Annotated in this window: 17 protein-coding genes and 1 pseudogene; 15 read left to right on the forward strand and 3 right to left on the reverse strand. The window is 70.7% G+C overall.

All coding sequences use genetic code 11. The features are described 5' to 3' along the window. Window positions 1–22: 22 nt before the first annotated feature. Window positions 23–2,302: a ribonuclease R gene (gene rnr, locus ACE3T5_RS08835; RefSeq protein ID WP_374666615.1), complete on the forward strand. Its 2,280-nt coding sequence runs from the start codon at window positions 23–25 to the stop codon at window positions 2,300–2,302. A gap of 26 nt (window positions 2,303–2,328) precedes the next feature. Further along, entirely contained in the window at window positions 2,329–3,087 is a 759-nt protein-coding gene (locus ACE3T5_RS08840; protein WP_374666617.1) for an SDR family oxidoreductase, read from the forward strand. Window positions 3,088–3,112: 25 nt separating this feature from the next. On the opposite strand, the gene ACE3T5_RS08845 is transcribed toward ACE3T5_RS08840, so the two are convergent. The 3 genes from ACE3T5_RS08845 to ACE3T5_RS08855 all read right to left on the reverse strand — a co-directional run bounded on the left by ACE3T5_RS08845 (window position 3,113) and on the right by ACE3T5_RS08855 (window position 7,254). Continuing rightward, window positions 3,113–4,537, reverse strand: coding sequence for an NAD(P)H-hydrate dehydratase (locus ACE3T5_RS08845; protein ID WP_374666619.1), 1,425 nt, complete (start codon window positions 4,535–4,537; stop codon window positions 3,113–3,115). Window positions 4,538–4,633: 96 nt separating this feature from the next. Then, window positions 4,634–5,905 (reverse strand): D-amino acid dehydrogenase, encoded by a 1,272-nt coding sequence (locus tag ACE3T5_RS08850; protein WP_374666621.1) that lies wholly within the window; start codon window positions 5,903–5,905, stop codon window positions 4,634–4,636. Then, a complete protein-coding gene (locus ACE3T5_RS08855; protein WP_374666624.1) occupies window positions 5,902–7,254 on the reverse strand; it encodes an amidase in 1,353 nt (450 codons plus the stop codon). The genes ACE3T5_RS08850 and ACE3T5_RS08855 overlap by 4 nt, the downstream gene beginning before the upstream one ends. A gap of 192 nt (window positions 7,255–7,446) precedes the next feature. Here ACE3T5_RS08855 and rpsB point away from each other — a divergent pair, with 192 nt between their 5' ends. From rpsB to ACE3T5_RS08920, 13 genes and pseudogenes are all read left to right on the forward strand, one after another. Then, entirely contained in the window at window positions 7,447–8,196 is a 750-nt protein-coding gene (rpsB, locus tag ACE3T5_RS08860) for a 30S ribosomal protein S2 (protein ID WP_374666626.1), read from the forward strand. Window positions 8,197–8,289: 93 nt separating this feature from the next. Next, window positions 8,290–9,177 carry a translation elongation factor Ts gene (tsf, locus tag ACE3T5_RS08865; protein WP_374666628.1) on the forward strand — a complete coding sequence of 296 codons (888 nt, stop codon included), beginning with the start codon at window positions 8,290–8,292 and terminating at the stop codon, window positions 9,175–9,177. Window positions 9,178–9,293: 116 nt separating this feature from the next. Beyond that, on the forward strand, window positions 9,294–10,013 hold the full coding sequence (pyrH, locus tag ACE3T5_RS08870) for a UMP kinase (RefSeq protein WP_374666630.1): 720 nt from the start codon (window positions 9,294–9,296) through the stop codon (window positions 10,011–10,013). Window positions 10,014–10,044: 31 nt separating this feature from the next. Next, on the forward strand, window positions 10,045–10,608 hold the full coding sequence (gene frr / locus ACE3T5_RS08875) for a ribosome recycling factor (RefSeq protein ID WP_374666631.1): 564 nt from the start codon (window positions 10,045–10,047) through the stop codon (window positions 10,606–10,608). A gap of 13 nt (window positions 10,609–10,621) precedes the next feature. Next, window positions 10,622–11,338, forward strand: a complete 717-nt coding sequence (gene uppS / locus ACE3T5_RS08880; protein WP_374666633.1) for a polyprenyl diphosphate synthase — start codon at window positions 10,622–10,624, stop codon at window positions 11,336–11,338. Window positions 11,339–11,350: 12 nt separating this feature from the next. Next, window positions 11,351–12,205: a phosphatidate cytidylyltransferase gene (locus tag ACE3T5_RS08885; RefSeq protein WP_374666635.1), complete on the forward strand. Its 855-nt coding sequence runs from the start codon at window positions 11,351–11,353 to the stop codon at window positions 12,203–12,205. Next, window positions 12,202–13,395 carry a 1-deoxy-D-xylulose-5-phosphate reductoisomerase gene (gene ispC / locus ACE3T5_RS08890; protein ID WP_374666637.1) on the forward strand — a complete coding sequence of 398 codons (1,194 nt, stop codon included), beginning with the start codon at window positions 12,202–12,204 and terminating at the stop codon, window positions 13,393–13,395. Before ACE3T5_RS08885 ends, ispC begins: the two co-directional genes overlap by 4 nt. Window positions 13,396–13,408: 13 nt before the next feature. Continuing rightward, window positions 13,409–14,785 (forward strand): RIP metalloprotease RseP, encoded by a 1,377-nt coding sequence (gene rseP / locus ACE3T5_RS08895; protein WP_374666639.1) that lies wholly within the window; start codon window positions 13,409–13,411, stop codon window positions 14,783–14,785. A 61-nt stretch (window positions 14,786–14,846) separates the two neighbouring features. After that, entirely contained in the window at window positions 14,847–17,141 is a 2,295-nt protein-coding gene (gene bamA / locus ACE3T5_RS08900; protein ID WP_374666641.1) for an outer membrane protein assembly factor BamA, read from the forward strand. Beyond that, window positions 17,141–17,650 (forward strand): OmpH family outer membrane protein, encoded by a 510-nt coding sequence (locus tag ACE3T5_RS08905; protein ID WP_374666643.1) that lies wholly within the window; start codon window positions 17,141–17,143, stop codon window positions 17,648–17,650. The genes bamA and ACE3T5_RS08905 overlap by 1 nt, the downstream gene beginning before the upstream one ends. 19 nt (window positions 17,651–17,669) lie before the next feature. Next, window positions 17,670–18,635 (forward strand): UDP-3-O-(3-hydroxymyristoyl)glucosamine N-acyltransferase, encoded by a 966-nt coding sequence (lpxD, locus tag ACE3T5_RS08910; RefSeq protein WP_374666645.1) that lies wholly within the window; start codon window positions 17,670–17,672, stop codon window positions 18,633–18,635. Next, window positions 18,632–19,072: a 3-hydroxyacyl-ACP dehydratase FabZ gene (gene fabZ, locus ACE3T5_RS08915; protein WP_374666647.1), complete on the forward strand. Its 441-nt coding sequence runs from the start codon at window positions 18,632–18,634 to the stop codon at window positions 19,070–19,072. The genes lpxD and fabZ overlap by 4 nt, the downstream gene beginning before the upstream one ends. 13 nt (window positions 19,073–19,085) lie before the next feature. Further along, window positions 19,086–19,273 (forward strand): annotated as a pseudogene (locus tag ACE3T5_RS08920) (acyl-[acyl-carrier-protein]--UDP-N-acetylglucosamine O-acyltransferase); the annotation flags it as partial.

Below are 19,273 nucleotides of genomic sequence, written 5' to 3' on the forward strand. Positions count from 1 at the left end.
TGACGCCTCAGGAAAAACGAGATTGTATATCAAAAAAATTGAACCGCACAACCAGGGGGGCCTGCTCGACGAAGTCGAAGGCGTCATCCAGGGACATCGCGACGGCCACGGCTACCTGGTCCGTGACGACGGCGAGCCCGACATCTACCTGCCGCCCAACGAGATGCGGGCCGTGCTGCACCGTGACCGGGTGAAGGCCCGCATCGTCCGCCACGACCGCCGCGGCCGCGCCGAGGGCCGCGTGGTGGAGATCGTCGAGCGCCCCGCGCAGCCGATCATTGGCCGCCTGCTGCACGAAAGCGGCGTGTGGCTGGTGGCGCCGGAGGACAAGCGCTACGGGCAGGACGTGCTCATTCCCAAGGGTGCCACCGGCCTGGCCAAGACCGGCCAGGTGGTGGTGGTGGAACTGACCGAGCCGCCCAGCCTGTACGGCCAGCCGGTGGGCCGCGTGAAGGAGGTGCTGGGCGAGATCGACGATCCCGGCATGGAGATCGAGATCGCGGTGCGCAAGTACGGCGTGCCGCACGAGTTCTCCGAGGCCTGCATCGCCCAGGCGCGCTCGCTGCCGGACAAGGTGCGCGCACAGGACCGCAAGCATCGCGTGGACCTGACCGACGTGCCCCTCGTCACCATCGACGGCGAGGATGCGCGCGACTTCGACGACGCCGTCTACTGCGAGCCGGCCAAGGTGGGCCGTGCCAAGGGCTGGCGCCTGCTGGTGGCCATCGCCGACGTGAGCCACTACGTGGAGACCGGCAGCGCCATCGACGTGGACGCGTACGACCGCGCCACCAGCGTCTACTTCCCGCGGCGCGTCATTCCCATGCTGCCGGAGAAGCTGTCCAACGGCCTGTGCTCGCTGAACCCCGAGGTGGAGCGGCTGTGCATGGTGTGCGACATGCTGGTCACGGCCAGCGGCGAGGTGCATGCCTACCAGTTCTACCCGGCGGTGATGTGGAGCCACGCCCGCCTGACCTACACCGAGGTCGCGGCCGTGCTGGCCAACACCCGCGGCCCCGAGGCCACCCGCCGCAAGGACCTGCTGCCCCACCTGCTGCACCTGCACGATGTGTACCGCGCGCTGCTGAAGGCGCGGGCCACGCGCGGCGCGGTCGACTTCGAGACCACGGAGACGCAGATCGTCTGCGACGAGAACGGCCGCATCGAGCAGATCGTGCCGCGCGTGCGCAATGACGCCCACCGGCTCATCGAGGAGGCCATGCTGGCCGCCAACGTGTGCTCGGCCGACTTCATCCAGCAGGCCGGCCACCCGGGCCTGTTCCGGGTGCACGAGGGCCCCACGCCGGAGAAGAGCGAGCTGCTGCGCGCGTACCTCAAGGCCATGGGCGTGGGCCTCACCATCACCGAGGACCCCAAGCCCGGCGAGTTCCAGCGCATCGCCGAGGCGACCAAGGAGCGCCCCGATGCGCAGCAGATCCACACCATGCTGCTGCGATCGATGCAGCAGGCGATCTACACGCCCATCAACAGCGGCCACTTCGGCCTGGCGTTCGAGGCCTACACGCACTTCACCAGCCCGATCCGCCGCTACCCTGATCTCCTGGTGCACCGGGTGATCAAGGCCATCCTCGGGGGCGAGCGCTACCAGCTGCCGGCCCTGCCCACGCCGGGCGAGGCCCACGAGAAGCTGGCACGCCGGCTGGCCGCGCGCGTGGCCGCGCCCACGCACAAGCCGCGCAAGACCGCCGCCCCGCCCACGCGCGAGGTGCAGGCCTGGGAGGCCGCCGGCCTGCACTGCAGCGCCAACGAGCGCCGGGCCGACGAGGCCAGCCGGGACGTGGAAGCCTGGCTCAAGTGCAAGTACATGCGCGATCACCTGGGCGAGGAATACGCGGGCGTGGTCACTGCGGCCACCAGCTTCGGCATCTTCGTCACCCTGGACGCGATGTACGTGGAGGGTCTCGTCCACATCACGGAGCTGGGTGGCGAGTACTTCAAGTTCGACGAGGCCCGGCAGGAGCTGCGGGGCGAGCGCACCGGCATCCGTTACGCCATCGGCACCCGGTTGCGGGTGCAGGTGAGCCGCGTCGACCTGGACGGCCGCAAGATCGACTTCCGCCTCGTGCGCGAGGGCGATGACCCCGTGGCCCGTGCCGTGCGTGAGAAGACGGGCGCCAGCCGTGACGAGGGCAAGCCGTCCAAGGTGTCGGATCGCCGCGCCGCCAAGAAGGCCGCCCAGAAGACGCCGCACTCACCGCTGGTGGCGGCGAAGGCCGCCGCCCGCAAGGAGGCGGCCAAGAAGGCGGCGACCAAGACCAAGGGGCGCAAGCCGCGCCGTTGAAGACAACCCGGATCCGAGGAGCAGTCATGGATGGGAAGCAGGCGACCGGGCAGGTCGCGATTGTCACCGGTGGCGGCACCGGCATTGGCCGCGCGGCGGCGCTGGCGCTGCTGGGCGCGGGCTGGCGCGTGGCGGTGGCCGGCCGCCGGCGCGAGCCGCTGGACGAGATCGTTGCGCAGGCGCCCGCCGGCCAGGCACTGGCCGTGCCGACGGATGTGACGGACCCGGCCTCGGTGGAGGCCTTGTTCGCCGCCACCGTGCGCGCCTTCGGCCGCGTGGACCTGCTGTTCAACAACGCTGGCGTTTCGGTGACAGCGCCGATCGAGGACCTCGCCATCGAGGACTGGAAGCGCGCCGTCGACACCAACCTGAACGGCATGTTCTACTGCCTGCAGCAGGCCTTCCGCGTGATGAAGGCGCAGACGCCGATGGGCGGGCGCATCATCAACAACGGCTCCATCTCGGCGCACGCGCCGCGGCCGGGCTCGATCGCCTACACCGCGACCAAGCACGCCGTGACCGGCCTGACCAGGACCGCCGCGCTCGATGGCCGCAAGCACGACATCGCCGTCGGGCAGATCGACATCGGCAACGCCGTCACCGAGCTCGCCGCGCGCATGGCCAAGGGCGTGCCGCAGGCCAACGGCGAGATCCGCGCGGAGCCGATGATGGATGTCGCCATCGTCGGCCAGTCCGTGCTCTACATGGCCAGCCTGCCGCTGGAGGCCAACGTGCTGTTCCACACGGTGATGGCCACCAAGATGCCCTTCGTGGGCCGCGGCTGAGCCGCCCAGTTGCGGGCCCGCCCGTTCAGCGGGTGGCCAGCGCGGCGGCGGTCAGGGGCTCGTCCGCGGGCCAGCGTTCGGCCGCGAGCCCGTGCAGGTAGACCGCCGCGCAGGCGGCCTGCAGGGCCTCTTCGCCGGCCGCGAGGCGCGCCGCGATCTGGCCGGCCAGCACGTCGCCGGTGCCTGCGATGGCCAGGCGCGCGTTGCCCGTGGCATTGATCCACACGTCCCCAGGCGTCGCGATCACGGTGCCTGAGCCCTTGAGGACGGTCACGACACCGTAGCGCGACGCGAGCTGGCTCGCTGCCTGCAGGCGGTTGCCTTGCACCGCGGCACTGCTCGTGCCCAGCAGGCGCGCGGCCTCCAGCGGGTGGGGCGTGATCACGGTCGGGCGGCCGTCGCGGCCGCGCGTCTCCAGCAGTTCCTGCAGTTCGGCGTCGGCGGCGATCGCGTTCAGCGCGTCGGCATCCAGCACCAGCGCGCGCGATTTCTCCAGCACCGCGGGCAGCAACGCGCCCGCCGCGTCGCCGCCGCCGCAGCCGCAGGCCACGGCCTGGTCCTGCAGGTCCAGGCTGGCAGGGTCGCGCAGCATCAGGTCGGGCTGCACCGGATCGATGGCCGGCGCGTCGCGATCGAGCAGGCCCACGTACACGCGGCCTGCACCGTGGTGCAGCGCGGCGCGCCCCGCCAGCAGGGCCGCGCCGGTCATGCCGGCGGCGCCGCCGATGATGGCCACGTCGCCATGGCTGCCCTTGTGCGAGGCATGGGGCCGCACGGTGCGCGGCGGCGGCACGACAAGGCGCGCCACCGGCGCCTCGGCCGCGGCATCGACGCCGAGGTCATCGAACCACAGCTCGCCGCAGGCGTCACGCCCCTGCGCCGTGAAGAGGCCGGGCTTGAGGGTGAGCAGGCTCAGCGTGTGAGTGGCGCGCACGGCCAGGTAGGCGCCGCGGTCGGCGTCCAGGCCGGTCGGCACGTCCACCGCCAGCACCGGAGCCGCCGGGCGACGCAGCCGCTGCAGGCACTCCATCATCAGGCCCTCGGGCGGGCGGAAGCTGCCGATGCCCAGGAGGGCGTCGATGGCCAGATCCCAGTGGTCGGGCGGGCGCGGCGCGAAAGGCACGCCGGCGGCACGCGCGCGCTCCAGTGACGCGCGGGCATCGGCCGGCAGGCGCGCCGCCTCGCCCAGCCAGGTGACGGTGACGGGCTTCCCGCATTGATGCAGTTGCAGCGCGGCTTCCAGGCCGTCGCCGCCGTTGTTGCCGGGACCGCAGGCCACCCAGATGGCCCGCGCATGCGGTGCGATCGCCAGCGCGAGCCGCGCCACCGCCCGGCCCGCGCGTTGCATCAGCGTGTGCGGTGGCAGGCCGGTGGCGGCCGCCTCTTCCAGGCGCCGCGTGGCGGCGATGTCGTGCAGGGGCCAGGCCCGGTCGGGCGTGATGCGCAGCATGGTGGGCGCCATTGTGGCAGTGGCCCGGCGCCTGTCGGGCTGCGTGTGATCAAGAAAGCGACAGGGGTGAACGTGACAGGGGTGAAGGTCCCAGGATCACGCGTTCAGCCGATCCGGGCCCAGGCCTTCCAGGTCCACCTCGGGCGGGCGGCCCGCGACCAGATCGGCCAGCGCGCGGGCGCTGCCGCACGACAGGGCCCAGCCGCTGGAGCCGTGGCCGATGTTGACCCAGACGCCCGGTGCGCCGGTGGCGCCCAGCACGGGCGGGCCGTCGGGCAGCATCGGGCGCGCGCCCTTCCATTCCTGGACGGCAGAGCCGGTGTTGGCGAGCTGCGCCGCGCCCGGGAACCAGTCGCGCAGCACCTTGTACAGCGTGGCCATGGCCGCCGCGGGGCGGTGGTCGGCCCGGCCGCCGATCTCGGCGCTGCCGGCCACGCGCACGCGCTGGCCGAGGCGAGAGATCGCCACCTTGTAGCGGTCGTCCATCACGCCGCTGCGTGGGGCATGCAGCGGCTCGCGCACCGGCGCGCTGACGGAGTAGCCGTGCACCGCCGCCAGCGGCACGCGCAGCCCGATGGGCCGCAGCAGGTGGGCCGAGGCGACGCCGGCGCAGACCACCACCGCATCGAAGTCTGCCTGCTCGTGGCGGCCGCCCTCGCGCGTGACGGACAGGCGGGTCGGCGCCGCGGGGTCCAGCGGGGCGATGCCGCAGCGGAACTCGAAGCGGGCGCCCAGCCCCTGCGCCTCATCCTTCAGCAGCAGGGCGAACTGCCGGCAGTTGCCCACCTCGTCGTCCGGCAGGTGCACGGCGCCCGCGAGGGGCGTCTCGGTGTGCAGGGCCGGCTCGATCAGGCATGCCTGCGCGCCGTCGATCTCGGCGAAGCGCACGCCGGCGTCGCGCAGCACCTGCAGGCCGGGCTGCACCAGGCGGCGGTCCTGCTCCTCGCGCAGGAGCACCATGTAGCCGTCGCTGCGGTCGTAGTCCAGCTGCAGGTGCTCGGTCAGGCCGCGCAGTCGCTGCCGGCTGTAGAAGGCCAGCCGCTGCAGGCGGGCGCGGTTGGCCAGGTAGGTGGGCAGCGCGCAGGCCGTGCGCCAGCGCAGCATCCAGCCGATCTCGTGCGCGGCGAGCGGCCAGCGCACCCGCACCGGGGCGTGGCGGCTGAACAGGTAGCGCAGCACCTTCAGCGGCATGCCGGGCGAGGCCCAGGGCGTGACATAGCCCGGCGCGACGACGCCGGCGTTGGCGAAACTGGTGTCCAGGGCGGCGGCGCCGAGGCGCTCGTACACCGTCACCGCGTGGCCGTCGGCGGCCAGCTCGTAGGCCGTGGTCACGCCGACGATGCCGGCGCCCACGATGGCGATCTTCATGGGTGGGCGGGCCTCTTGGCGAGCACGGCTTCCGCCTGCAGGCCGATGTTGAGCAGGGTGTCGTCGCGCAGCGCGCCATGCCACAGCATCAGGCCCACCGGCAGTTCGCCGGCACGATGGCAGGGCAGGGACAGCGCGCAGCCATCCAGCATGTTCACCACGCTGGGGTTGCGCAGCAGCAGCGCGTTCACGCGGAAGAAGGCCTCGTCGCGCTCGGCGCCGGGGGCGACTGCAGCGATGGCCGGGGCCTGCAGCGGCACGGTGGGCGACAGCACGGCGTCGAAGCCCGCCAGGGCGCGCTGCACGTGGGCGATCCACGCGCGGCGGGCCTCGTGCAGCTCGATGTACTCCCAGGCCTTCATGCCCGCGCCGCGCTCGATGCGGGCGCGCACGCGCGGGTCGTAGCGGTCGCCGGCGCGCGCCAGCAGCGGGCGGTGCAGCGCGTAGCTCTCCGCGGCGGAGAAACCGCCGGTGGACTGGATGCGTCCCAGGTCCGCGATCTCGGGCAGGGGGATCTCGCGCACCTGCGCACCGGCGTCGCGCAGGGCACGCACGGCGGCCTCGAAGGCGGACGCCACGGCCGGTTCGAGATCGTCCAGCATCACCGTGGTGACGACGGCCAGCCGGTAGCCCGCCAGCGGGGCGGTGGCGCGCGTGACGGTGCGCGCCGCCAGGATCTCGTGGGCGAGGATGGCGTCGCGCACGCTGCGCGTCATGGCGCAGACGGTGTCGAGCGTGGTCGACAGCGGAAAGGCGCCCGCGGCCGGCGTGAGCCGCGCCGTGTTCTTGAAGCCGACGATGCCGCACAGCGCCGCCGGGATCCGGATCGAGCCGCCGGTGTCGGAGCCCAGGCCGATCACGGCCGCGCCGGTGGCGACGGACACGGCGGCACCGGAGGATGAGCCACCCGGGATGCGCGGCACGTTGGCATCGGCCGGGTTCGCGGGCGTGCCGTGGTGCGGGTTCACGCCGACGCCGGAGAACGCGAACTCGGTCATGTTCGTGCGCCCGGCGACCACGCCGCCGGCGGCCTTGAGGCGCGCGACGGCGGGTGCGTCCTGCGTGGCCGGCGCGGCATCGTCCAGGGCCACCGAGCCGGCGCGCGTGACGAAGCCGGCTTCGTCAAACAGGTCCTTCACGGACACCGGCAGGCCGGCGAGGGGCAGGGCCGGCGACGGGGCGGGTGCTGCGAGCAGGGCATCGAAGCGGTCGTCGAGCCAGGTGCCGCGGGCGGCCGGGTCGCGGGCGGCGTCGCGGGCCTCGGCGAGCAGCCGCGCGGCCGTGGTCGAACCGGCGCGGATGGCGTCGCGCCGGGCATGGAGATCCGCAGTCACAGGAGGGTGGGCCATGGGTGGGTGAGGCAGGTGAAGACAGGCTGCGTGCTACAATCCGCCGGTTTTGCCGGGCCCTGGGTGCCATGCACCGGGACGGCGGAACGCATCCGCGGATCCTGTCAATCGAGGTGTCGCGTGCAAGGGGCCACAGGCCTGTTGAACGCGATTGCTGGCGGGATTCTAGACCCAACCTTCGGAGTTCTCCCCATGTCCGTGACCATGCGTCAGATGCTGGAAGCCGGTGTGCACTTTGGCCACCAGACGCGCTTCTGGAACCCCAAGATGGCCCCGTATATCTTCGGCCATCGCAACAAGATCCACATCATCAACCTGGAAAAGTCGCTGCCGATGTTCCAGGCGGCGACCCAGTTCGCCAAGCAGCTGGCCTCCAACCGCGGCACGATCCTGATGGTGGGCACCAAGCGCCAGGCGCGCGAACTGGTCGCCACCGAGGCCCAGCGCTGCGGCATGCCCTTCGTCGACCAGCGCTGGCTGGGCGGCATGCTCACCAACTTCAAGACCGTCAAGACCTCGCTCAAGCGCCTGAAGGACATGAAGGCCCAGCAGGAAGCCGGCCTCGAGTCCATGTCCAAGAAGGAACAGCTGATGTTCCAGCGCGAGCTGGACAAGCTCGAGAAGGACATCGGCGGCATCCAGGACATGAACACCCTGCCGGACGCGCTGTTCGTGATCGACGTGGGCTACCACAAGATCGCCGTCGCCGAGGCGCAGAAGCTGGGCATCCCGATCATCGGCGTGGTGGACTCCAACCACTCCCCCGAGGGCATCGACTACGTGATCCCCGGCAACGATGACTCCGCCAAGGCCGTCACGCTGTACGTGCGCGGCATGGCCGACGCCATCCTCGAAGGCAAGAACGCCGCCGTCAACGACGTGCAGCGCGCCGTGGCCGAGGGCAGCGACGAGTTCGTCGAGGTGCCCGAAGGCGCCGCCTGACCGCCCACCGCCCTTTCCGGCGCAAAGGGGGCTCTTGAGCCCCCTTTGCACACCCGAACCCCATTGAAGAACACACACGACACGAGGATCAACATGGCAGCAATCACCGCAAGCATGGTCGCCGAACTGCGCGCCAAGACCGACGCCCCCATGATGGAGTGCAAGAAGGCCCTGACGGAGGCCGAAGGCAACATGGAGAAGGCCGAGGAGCTGCTGCGCGTCAAGCTGGGCAACAAGGCGGGCAAGGCCGCCTCGCGCATCACGGCCGAGGGCGTCGTCGCCGCCTCCATCAGCGGCACCACCGGCGCCCTGGTCGAGATCAACTGCGAGACCGACTTCGTCACCAAGAACGACAGCTTCATCGCCATGACCCGCGCCGCCGCGGAACTGGTGGCCCAGCACAACCCGGCCGACATCGCGGCCCTGGGCGCGCTGGCCCACAGCCAGGACGGCTTCGGCCCCACGCTGGAAGACGTGCGCAAGGGCCTGATCGGCAAGATCGGCGAGAACATGAGCTTCCGCCGCTTCAAGCGCTTCGAAGGCGGCGCCAAGCTGGTGAGCTACCTGCACGGCACCCGCATCGGCGTGGTGGTGGAGTACGAGGGTGACGACGTCGCCGCCAAGGACGTCGCCATGCACGTGGCCGCCATGAAGCCGGTGGCGCTGTCGTCCGCCGACGTGCCGGCCGAACTGATCGAGAAGGAGCGCAGCGTCGCCACCGCCAAGGCGGCCGAGTCCGGCAAGCCGGCCGACATCGCCGCCAAGATGATCGAAGGCTCGGTGCAGAAGTACCTGAAGGAGGTCTCGCTGCTGAACCAGCCGTTCGTGAAGAACGACAAGCAGACGGTGGAGCAGATGCTCAAGGCCGCCAACACCACCGTGAAGGGCTTCACGCTGTATGTGGTGGGCGAGGGCATCGAGAAGAAGCAGGACGACTTCGCTGCCGAGGTCGCCGCGCAGGTGGCCGCCGCCAAGAAGTGATGCGGCGCGCCGCGTGGCATGACCGCGCGGCGCTTCGATGACAAAATGGCGGCCGCCGCCCATGCCGCGGCCGCCCCACGTTTCACCGTCCAAGATCGCCAGGGAGTCCCGCCGTCATGTCCGCCCAGCCCGCCCACAAGCGCATCCTGCTCAAGCTGTCGGGCGAGGCCCTGATGGGCGATGACGCCTTCGGCATCAACCGCGCCACCATCGTGCGGATGGTCCAGGAAGTCGCCGAAGTGGTGAACATGGGCGTGGAGGTCGCGGTCGTCATCGGCGGCGGCAACATCTTCCGCGGCGTCGCGGGCGGCTCGGTCGGCATGGACCGCGCCACCGCCGACTACATGGGCATGCTCGCCACCGTCATGAACGCGCTGGCGCTGGCCGACGCCATGAACAAGCAGGGCCTCACGGCCCGCGTCATGTCGGCCATCAACATCGAGCAGGTCGTGGAGCCGTACATCCGGCCCAAGGCGCTGCAGTACCTGGAAGAGGGCAAGGTGGTGGTGTTCGCCGCCGGCACCGGCAACCCCTTCTTCACCACCGACACCGCCGCGGCGCTGCGCGGCGCCGAGATCGGCGCCCAGATGGTGCTGAAGGCGACCAAGGTCGACGGCGTGTACTCGGCCGATCCGCAGAAGGACCCCTCCGCCGAGCGCTACGCCCGCATCAGCTTCGACGAGGCCATGGCGCGCAACCTGGGCATCATGGACGCCACCGCGTTCGCCCTCTGCCGCGACCAGAAGCTTCCCATCACCGTCTTCTCGATCTTCAAGCACGGCGCGCTCAAGCGCGTGGTGCTGGGCGAGGACGAAGGCACCCTGGTCTACGCGTGAGCGCGGCCCGGGGGCGCATCAGGAGCACACCATGAGCACGATTGCCGAGATCAAGCAGACCACGCAGCACAAGATGGACCAGACCATCGCCGCGTTCAGGAACACCCTGACCAAGATCCGTACCGGCCGCGCCAACCCGGCCCTGCTGGACACGGTGCACGTCGAGTACTACGGCACGATGATGCCCATCAGCCAGGTGGCCAGCGTGAACCTGCTGGACGCGCGCACCATCAGCGTCCAACCCTTCGAGAAGGGCATGGGCGCCAAGATCGAGAAGGCCATCCGCGAGAGCGACCTGGGCCTGAACCCGGCCGCCATGGGCGACCTGCTGCGCGTGCCCATGCCGCCCATGAGCGAGGAGCGCCGCAAGGAGATGACCAAGCTCGTGCGGCACGAGGGCGAGAACGCCAAGATCGCCATCCGCAACCTGCGCCGCGATGCCAACGAGCACGTGAAGAAGCTGGTGAAGGACAAGGTCGCCTCCGAGGACGACCAGAAGCGCGCCGAGGCCGAGGTGCAGAAGGTCACGGACAAGCACATCGCGGAGATCGACCACCTGGTGGCCGACAAGGAAAAAGAGATCATGGCGGTCTGAGCCGCCCGCAGCCGTGATCCCGCACCACATCGCCATCGTCATGGACGGCAACGGCCGCTGGGCCACGCGCCGCTTCCTGCCGCGCGTGGCCGGCCACAAGAAGGGCGTCGATGCCCTGCGGGCCTGCGTGCGGCGCTGTGGTGACGTCGGCGTGCGCGTGCTCACGGTGTTCGCCTTCTCCTCCGAGAACTGGAACCGCCCGCCCGAGGAGGTCTCCGGCCTGATGGAACTGCTGGCCCTCGCCCTGGCGCGCGAAGTCCCGCAGCTGCAGACCGAGGGGGTGCGGATCCGCTTCATCGGCAACCGCTCCGCGCTGTCCGACAAGGTGCGCGCCGGCCTCGAACAGGCCGAGGCCTTGACGGCGGGCAACCAGCGGCTGCTGTTCAACGTCTGCTTCAACTATGGTGGCCGGTGGGACATCGCGCAGGCCGCCGCGCGCCTGGCGGCCCGCGGCGAGCCCATCACCGAGCACAGCCTGGACCGCGCCATGTCCCTCGCCGACGTGCCCGATCCCGATCTGCTGATCCGCACCGGCGGCGAGATGCGCATCAGCAACTTCCTGCTCTGGCAGGCCGCCTACAGCGAGCTGTACTTCAGCGACCGGCTGTGGCCCGACTTCGACGCCGCGGCCCTGGACGAGGCCATCGCCGACTTTGCCCGCCGCGAGCGGCGCTTCGGCCGCACCTCGGAGCAGGTGACGCCCGCCGTGGGCGAGCGACGCGCGGCCTGAGCCGCGAACGCCATGCTCAAGCAGCGCGTCATCACCGCCATCGTCCTGCTGGCGATCCTGCTGCCCGCGCTCTTCTGGTCCTCGCCGCAACCCTTCCTGGCCCTCACGCTGGTGCTGATCGCCGCCGGTGGCTGGGAGTGGGGTCGCCTGGTGGGCCTTGGCGGCACGGCCAGCCTGGCCCTGGGGGCCGTGACCGCGGTGCTCTGCGCGGCCGCTTGGGCATCGGGCGCGACCGATGGGCCTTCGCTGCTGCTCTGGGTGGCCGTCGGCGCTGCCTGGGTGCTGGCCGGCGGCGGCCTGATCGCCGCCGGGGTGGAGGGCTGGCCACGCATCCCGCGCGGCGTGCGCCTCGTCGGTGGCATTGCGGCCCTGGTGCTGGCCTGGCTGGCCATGGCCCAGGCCCGCGTCATCGGCATCAACTTCCTGCTGTCGGTGCTGGTGCTGGTCTGGATGGCCGACATCGCAGCCTACTTCGCCGGCCGCGCCTTCGGCCTGCGCTTCACGCGGCGGCGCCTGGCGCCGGCCATCAGTCCCGGCAAGAGCTGGGAGGGGGTTTGGGGCGGGATGGCCGGCGTGCTGGTGCTGGCCTTCGCCTGGGCCTGGGCCGACCAGGCCTGGCAGGCGCAGGTGCCCAGCCTGTACAGCCGCCTCGCGGCCGCGGGCCTGCCCATTCTGGTGCTGGCCGCGATCTTTTTGGCTGCCATGAGCGTCGTCGGCGACCTCGTGGAATCCCTCATCAAGCGCAGCGCCGGCGTCAAGGACTCCAGCGGGCTGCTGCCGGGCCACGGCGGCGTGCTCGACCGCGTGGATGCCTTGCTCCCCACGCTGCCTTTGGCCATGATGCTGGCCCGACTCGTCGCCCCATGACCCTGCAACGCATCGCCATCCTCGGCGCCACCGGTTCCATTGGCGTGAGCACGCTCGACGTGGTGGCCCGCCACCCGGACCGCTTCGAGGTGTTCGCGCTCAGCGCCGCGCGCCAGGTGGAGCCCATGGTCGAGCAGTGTGCGCGCTTCCGTCCCCGCTACGCCGTGATGGCGCAGCCGGAGGCCGCGCGCGCGCTGGGCGACCGGCTGGCCGCCGAAGGCATCGCCACCGAGGTGCTGGCCGGCCCGCAGGCCCTGGACACGATCGCCGCGCACCCCTCGGTGGATGCGGTGATGGCCGCCATCGTCGGCGCCGCCGGGCTGTCGTCGTGCCTGGCCGCGGCCCGCGCGGGCAAGAAGCTGCTGCTGGCCAACAAGGAGGCGCTGGTGGTCGGCGGCGAGCTGTTCCTCGACGCGGTGCGCCAGGGCGGCGCGACCCTGCTGCCCATCGACAGCGAGCACTCGGCCATCTTCCAGTCGCTGCCGGAGGACCCGGAAAGCTGGTCGCGGCGGGTGCACAAGATCATCCTCACCGCCTCCGGCGGGCCGTTCCGGTCGCGCGAGCCGGCGAGCCTGCGCCATGTGACACCCGAGCAGGCCTGCGCCCACCCGAACTGGGTGATGGGCCGCAAGATCTCGGTCGATTCGGCCACGATGATGAACAAGGCGCTGGAGGTGATCGAGGCGCGCTACCTGTTCGGCCTGCCGCCGGACCGGCTGGAGGTGGTGATCCACCCGCAGAGCGTGATCCACTCCATGGTGCAGTACGTCGACGCCTCGGTGGTCGCGCAGCTCGGCACGCCCGACATGCGCGTGCCGATCGCCTACGGCCTGGCCTGGCCCGAGCGGGTGGCCTCCGGCGCCGCCACGCTGGACTTCACCAACCTGGGCGCGATGACCTTCGAGTCCTTCGACGGCCACGGCCACCGGCAGCGCTTCCCCGGCCTGCAGCTGGCCTGGGATGCACTGGCCGGCCCGCCCGGCACGCCGGCCGTGCTGAACGCCGCCAATGAAGTCGGGGTCGAGGCCTTCCTGGACCGCCGCATCCGCTTCGACCAGATCCACGCGGTGAACCTTGCAACTTTGGAGGCCGTCGCCACCTCCAATCCGCGATCCCTGCAGGACCTGCTGGATCTCGACGCGCGCTCGCGGGCCGCGGCCACGGCCGCGATCGGCCGCCTGGGCGCCTGAACAAGGAGCCCCCATGCTGACCGTCGTCGCCTTCATCGTTGCCCTGGGCCTGCTGATCGCCGTGCACGAGTACGGCCACTACCGCGTGGCCGTCGCCTGCGGCGTGAAGGTGCTGCGCTTCTCCATCGGCTTCGGCAAGACGCTGTACGCCTGGAAGCCGCGCCGCCAGCACCCGGGCCAGGACACCGAGTTCGTGATCGCCGCCTTCCCGCTGGGCGGCTACGTGAAGATGCTCGACGAGCGCGAAGCCCCGGTGGCCTCCGAGGAGCGCCATCGCGCCTTCAACACCCAGCCGCTGAAGGCCCGAGCCGCCATCGTCGCCGCGGGGCCGCTGGCCAACCTGGTACTGGCGGTGCTGCTGTATGCCGTCGTCAGCTGGATCGGGGTGCAATCCCCGCTGCCGGTGCTGGGCAGCCCGGTGCCCGGCTCGGTGGCCGAGCAGGCCGGCCTGCGCGGCGGCGAGATCGTCACCCGCGCCGCGTTCGACGGTGACGCGCCGCAGCCGGTGGAGACCTTCGAGGACCTGCGCTGGCTGCTCACCCGCGGCGCGCTCGACGGCAAGGACCTGCGGCTGGAACTCGATGCGCGCAGCCCCGGCGGCCCGCGCGACATGCTGCTGCCCCTGTCGCGCCTGGACGCCCACGAGGCCGATGCCCGCCTCTTGCGCCAGGTCGGCCTGATGGGTCCGTGGACATCCGCCGTCATCGGCGACGTGATGGCCGGCGGCGCTGCTGACCGGGCCGGCCTGCGCCAGGGCGACGTGGTGCGGCGCGCCGGCGACCAGGCCATCGTCGACGGCCAGCAGCTGCGCGACTGGATCCGCCGCCAGGTGCGGGACGGCCAGCCCGTCACCAGCACCTGGGAGGTCGAGCGCGCAGGCCGCGTACTGCGCATCGAGGTCCGTCCGGATGTCGTGACGGAAGGCAAGCAGCCCGCCTTCGGCCGCGTGGGCGCCTACGTGGGTGTGCCGCCGGCGATGGTGACGGTGCGCCAGGGCCCGCTGGACGGCCTCTGGCGTGGCGTGGTGCGCACCTGGGAGGTGTCGGCCCTCACGCTGCGCATGATGGGCCGCATGCTGATCGGCGAGGCCTCGGTGCGCAACCTGAGCGGGCCGCTCACCATCGCCGACTACGCCGGCAAGTCGGCCAGCATGGGGCTCACGCAGTACCTGCTGTTCCTCGCCCTCATCAGCGTGAGCCTCGGCGTGCTGAACCTGCTGCCGCTGCCCGTCCTGGATGGGGGGCACCTGATGTATTATCTTTGGGAGGCCGTCACGGGCCGGAGCATCTCCGACGCCTGGATGGAGAGGCTGCAGCGCTCCGGCGTGGCCGTGCTGCTGGTGATGATGTCGATCGCGCTGTTCAACGACGTCACCCGGCTCTTCGGATGACAACCAGATTGCCGCTGCCGCGCCCCCCGGCCGTCGGGCCGGCGCCATCATCGCGACATCAATGAAACAACAATTCAAGCGCTTCCGCGTGCGTGCCGTCTCGGCCGTGGCGGCCATGGCCCTGGCGGCCGGTTCCTGGGCCGTGGAGCCGTTCACCGTGCGTGACATCCGGGTCGAGGGCCTGCAGCGCGTGGAGCCGGGCACGGTGTTCGCCTCGCTGCCCTTCCGCGTCGGCGACCAGTACAACGACGACAAGGGCTCGGCCGCCATCCGTGCGCTCTTCGCCCTCGGCCTGTTCAAGGACGTGCGGCTGGAGACCCAGGGCGACGTGCTGGTGGTGGTGGTCGAAGAACGACCCACCGTCGCCGCCGTCGAGTTCGTGGGCACGCGCGAGTTCGAGAAGGACACGCTCGTCAAGGCCCTGCGCGAGATCGGCCTGACCGAAGGCCGGCCCTACGACCAGGCCCTGACCGACCGCGCCGAGCAGGAGCTCAAGCGCCAGTACATCAATCGCAGCCTGTACGGCGCCGAGGTGGTGACCACCGTCACCCCGACCGAGCGCAACCGGGTCAACCTCACCTTCACGGTGACCGAGGGCGAGCCCACGCGCATCCGCGAGATCCGGTTCGTGGGCAACAAGGCCTTCGACGAGTCCACGCTGCGCGGCCTGTTCGAGCTCGACACCGGCGGCTGGCTGTCCTGGTACACCAAGTCCGACCGCTACTCGCGCACCAAGCTCAACGCCGACCTGGAGGCGCTGCGCTCCTACTACCTGCAGCGCGGCTTCCTGGAGTTCCGCATCGACTCCACCCAGGTCGCGATGTCGCCCGACAAGCAGGAGATCTCGATCGCCATCAACGTGACCGAGGGCGAGCGCTACGTCGTCACGGGCGTGCGGCTGGAGGGTGACTTCCTGGGCAAGGAAGAGGAGTTCAAGACCCTGGTGCGCATCCGCCCCGGCGAGCCCTACAACGCCGACCACGTGACGGAGACCACCAAGGCCTTCACCGACTACTTCGGCAACTTCGGCTACGCGTTCGCCCAGGTCGAGGCCCGCCCCGAGATCGACCGTGCCAGCAATCGCGTGGCCTTCGTGCTGGCGGCGGACCCCTCGCGTCGCGCCTACGTCCGCCGCATCAACATCGCCGGCAACAACCGCACCCGCGACGAAGTCATCCGCCGCGAGTTCCGCCAGTTCGAGGCCAGCTGGTACGACGGCGAGAAGATCAAGCTCTCGCGCGACCGCGTGGACCGCCTGGGCTACTTCAAGGATGTCAACGTCGAGACGGTCGACGTGCCGGGCGCGCCCGACCAGGTGGACCTGATCGTCACCGTGACCGAGCGGCCCACCGGCAGCCTGCAGCTGGGTGCCGGCTTCTCCAGCGCCGAGCGGCTGGCGCTGTCGTTCTCCATCAAGCAGGACAACGCCTTCGGCTCCGGCAACTACCTGGGCGTGGAGGTCAACACCAGCAAGTACAACCGCACGCTGGTGTTCAATTCCGTCAACCCATATTTCACCGCCGACGGCATCTCGCGCGCGTTCGACGTCTACCACCGCACCTCGCGGCCCTACGACGACCAGGGCGGCAACTACCAGCTGGTCACCTCCGGCGTGGGCATCCGCTTCGGCGTCCCCTTCAGCGAGGTCGACACGGTGTACTTCGGCGGCAGCCTGGAGCGCACCCAGATCCGCCCCGGCACCAACATCCCCGCGGCCTACCTGGCCTACGCGGAACGCTTCGGCTACACCAGCGTCTCCGTGCCGCTGGCCATCGGCTGGGCCCGCGACGACCGCGACAGCACCCTGGTGCCCACCAAGGGGCGCTACCAGCGCGCCATGGGCGAGTGGGGCATCGCCGGCGACGCCCGCTACCTGCGCTTCAACGCCCAGTACCAGCAGTACCTGCCGGTGACGCGCCAGTACACCTTCGCGTTCAACGCCGAGCTGGGCTGGGGCAAGGGCCTGAACGGACGCGACTTCCCGGTCTTCAAGAACTTCTACTCCGGCGGCCTCGGCTCGGTGCGCGGCTTCGACCAGGGCACGCTGGGCCCGCGCGACGTGACCGGCTCCACCATCGGTGGGCCGAAGAAGATCACCTTGAACGGCGAGTTCATCGCGCCGTTCCCGGGCGCCGGCAACGACCGCACGCTGCGCATGTTCGCCTTCGTCGACGCGGGCAACGTGTTCGGCGAGCACGAGAAGATGCGCATGACCGACCTGCGGGCCTCGGTCGGCGTGGGCCTGTCCTGGCTGTCGCCCATCGGTCCGCTGCGCATTGCCGCCGCCAACCCGGTGCGCAAGCAGCCTGGCGATAGAATCCAGAAATTGCAATTCCAGATCGGTACGTCCTTCTGATGATGCTCCTGTCCCGTCGATTCGCCCTGGGGCTTGCGGCCGCGTTGTGCCTGGCCTCGCCGGCGATGGCCGAGGAATTCCGCGTGGGGTTCGTCAACACCGACCGCATCATCCGCGAGGCCAATCCCGCCAAGGCGGCGCAGGCCAAGCTGGAGCAGGAGTTCTCGCGCCGCGAGAAGGAGCTGGGCGACATGGGCACCGCCCTGAAGGCCGCCTCCGACAAGTTCGAGCGCGATGCGCCCACCCTGAGCGAAAGCCAGCGTGGCCAGCGCCAGAAGCAGTTGGTGGACCAGGACCGCGAGTTCCAGCGCAAGCGCCGCGAGTTCCAGGAGGATCTCAACGCCCGCAAGAACGAGGAACTGCAGCAGGTGCTGGAACGCGCGAACCGCGTCGTGCGCCAGGTCGCCGAGCAGGAGAAGTACGACCTGATCCTGCAGGAAGCCGTGTACATCAACCCCAAGCACGACATCACCGACAAGGTGATCAGGGCGCTCAACGCGGCGCGCTGACGCGCCGGGCGCACAGGCCGTGGCCCTGCCGCTAGCCGCCATCGTCGCCGAGCTGGGGGGCGACTGCCAGGGTGATCCGGCCCTGCTCATCGAGGGTCTGGCCCCGCTCGAATCCGCCGGGCCGGCCCACATCAGCTTCCTGAGCAACCCGCGCTACCGCCAGCAGCTGGAGGGCTCACGCGCCGGCTGCGTGATCGTGGGTGAGGCCATGCGAGAGGCCGCCCTGGCGCGTGGCGCCTGCATCGTCGCCGACGATCCCTATCTCTATTTCGCCCGGCTCACGCGGTTGTGGCGGCGCGTTCATGCGCGGCCGTCGGGCCCGCCCGTGCACCCCAGCGCCGTGATCGACCCCGAGGCGACACTGGGCGAGGGCGTTCGCGTGGGGCCGCTGTGCGTGGTGGAGCGTGGCGCGCGCATCGGCGCCGGCACCGTGCTCAAGGCGCGGGTGCACGTGGGCGAGGACTGCGTGCTCGGCCAGCGCTGCATCGTGCACCCCGGCGTGGTGATCGGCGCGGACGGCTTCGGCTTCGCGCCGCATGCCGGCACCTGGGAGAAGATCGAGCAGCTCGGCGCCGTGCGCATCGGCGACGACGTGGAGATCGGCGCCAATACCTGCATCGACCGCGGCGCGCTCGCCGACACGGTCATCGAGGAGGGCGTGAAGCTCGACAACCTGATCCAGATCGGCCACAACTGCCGCATCGGCCGCCACACCGCCATCGCCGGCTGCGTGGGCATCGCGGGCAGCGCCACCATCGGCGCGCACTGCACCATCGGCGGCGCGGCGATGATCCTGGGCCACCTCACGCTCGCCGACGGCGTCAACATCTCGGCCGGCTCCTTCGTGGCGCGCTCCATCCTCAAGCCTGGGCTCTATACCGGCATCTTCCCCATAGACGACAATGCGAGCTGGGAAAAGAATGCCGCCACGCTGCGCCAGCTGCACCAGCTGCGCGAGCGGATCAAGGCCCTCGAGAAACGATGATGGATATCCACCAAATTCTCAAGCAACTGCCGCACCGGTACCCGATCCTCCTGGTGGACCGGGTGCTGGCCATCGAGGACGGCCAGCGCATCCGCGCGCTGAAGAACGTCACGATGAACGAGCCGTACTTCACCGGGCACTTCCCGCACCGGCCGGTGATGCCGGGCGTGCTGATGATCGAGGCCATGGCCCAGACGGCGGCGCTGCTGTCCTTCGCCATCACCGGCACCACGCCGGACGACAAGTCGGTCTACTACTTCGCGGGGATCGACGCCGCGCGCTTCAAGCGGCCGGTGGAGCCGGGCGACCAGCTCATCATGGACGTGGAGCTGATGCGCGCGAAGGCCGGCATCTACAAGTTCAAGGGCGTGGCGCGCGTGGGCGACGAGGTCGCCTGCGAGGCCGAGATCATGTGCACCATGCGCACCGTGGCCTGAGGGCCGCCCCGCCGTGGCCAGCATCCACCCCACCGCCATCGTCGACGCCGGCGCGGAGCTCGACGACACCGTCCAGGTCGGCCCCTACACGCTGATCGGCCCGCACGTGAAGATCGGCGCCGGCACCACCGTGGCCGGCCACGTGGTGATCGAGGGCCACACCACCATCGGCCGCGACAACCGCATCTTCCAGTTCGCCTC

Source organism: Ramlibacter sp., from assembly GCF_041916345.1.
Lineage (GTDB): Bacteria > Pseudomonadota > Gammaproteobacteria > Burkholderiales > Burkholderiaceae_C > Ramlibacter.

Excerpts from the sequence above, each read along its gene's own strand:
- ACE3T5_RS08840 (WP_374666617.1), top strand. The coding sequence starts at position 2,329 with ATGGATGGGAAGCAGGCGACCGGGCAGGTCGCGATTGTCACCGGTGGC.
- ACE3T5_RS08845 (WP_374666619.1), bottom strand. The coding sequence starts at position 4,537 with ATGCTGCGCATCACGCCCGACCGGGCCTGGCCCCTGCACGACATCGCC.
- ACE3T5_RS08850 (WP_374666621.1), bottom strand. The coding sequence starts at position 5,905 with ATGAAGATCGCCATCGTGGGCGCCGGCATCGTCGGCGTGACCACGGCC.
- ACE3T5_RS08855 (WP_374666624.1), bottom strand. The coding sequence starts at position 7,254 with ATGGCCCACCCTCCTGTGACTGCGGATCTCCATGCCCGGCGCGACGCC.
- rpsB (WP_374666626.1), top strand. The coding sequence starts at position 7,447 with ATGTCCGTGACCATGCGTCAGATGCTGGAAGCCGGTGTGCACTTTGGC.
- tsf (WP_374666628.1), top strand. The coding sequence starts at position 8,290 with ATGGCAGCAATCACCGCAAGCATGGTCGCCGAACTGCGCGCCAAGACC.
- pyrH (WP_374666630.1), top strand. The coding sequence starts at position 9,294 with ATGTCCGCCCAGCCCGCCCACAAGCGCATCCTGCTCAAGCTGTCGGGC.
- frr (WP_374666631.1), top strand. The coding sequence starts at position 10,045 with ATGAGCACGATTGCCGAGATCAAGCAGACCACGCAGCACAAGATGGAC.
- ACE3T5_RS08885 (WP_374666635.1), top strand. The coding sequence starts at position 11,351 with ATGCTCAAGCAGCGCGTCATCACCGCCATCGTCCTGCTGGCGATCCTG.
- ispC (WP_374666637.1), top strand. The coding sequence starts at position 12,202 with ATGACCCTGCAACGCATCGCCATCCTCGGCGCCACCGGTTCCATTGGC.
- rseP (WP_374666639.1), top strand. The coding sequence starts at position 13,409 with ATGCTGACCGTCGTCGCCTTCATCGTTGCCCTGGGCCTGCTGATCGCC.
- bamA (WP_374666641.1), top strand. The coding sequence starts at position 14,847 with ATGAAACAACAATTCAAGCGCTTCCGCGTGCGTGCCGTCTCGGCCGTG.
- ACE3T5_RS08905 (WP_374666643.1), top strand. The coding sequence starts at position 17,141 with ATGATGCTCCTGTCCCGTCGATTCGCCCTGGGGCTTGCGGCCGCGTTG.
- fabZ (WP_374666647.1), top strand. The coding sequence starts at position 18,632 with ATGATGGATATCCACCAAATTCTCAAGCAACTGCCGCACCGGTACCCG.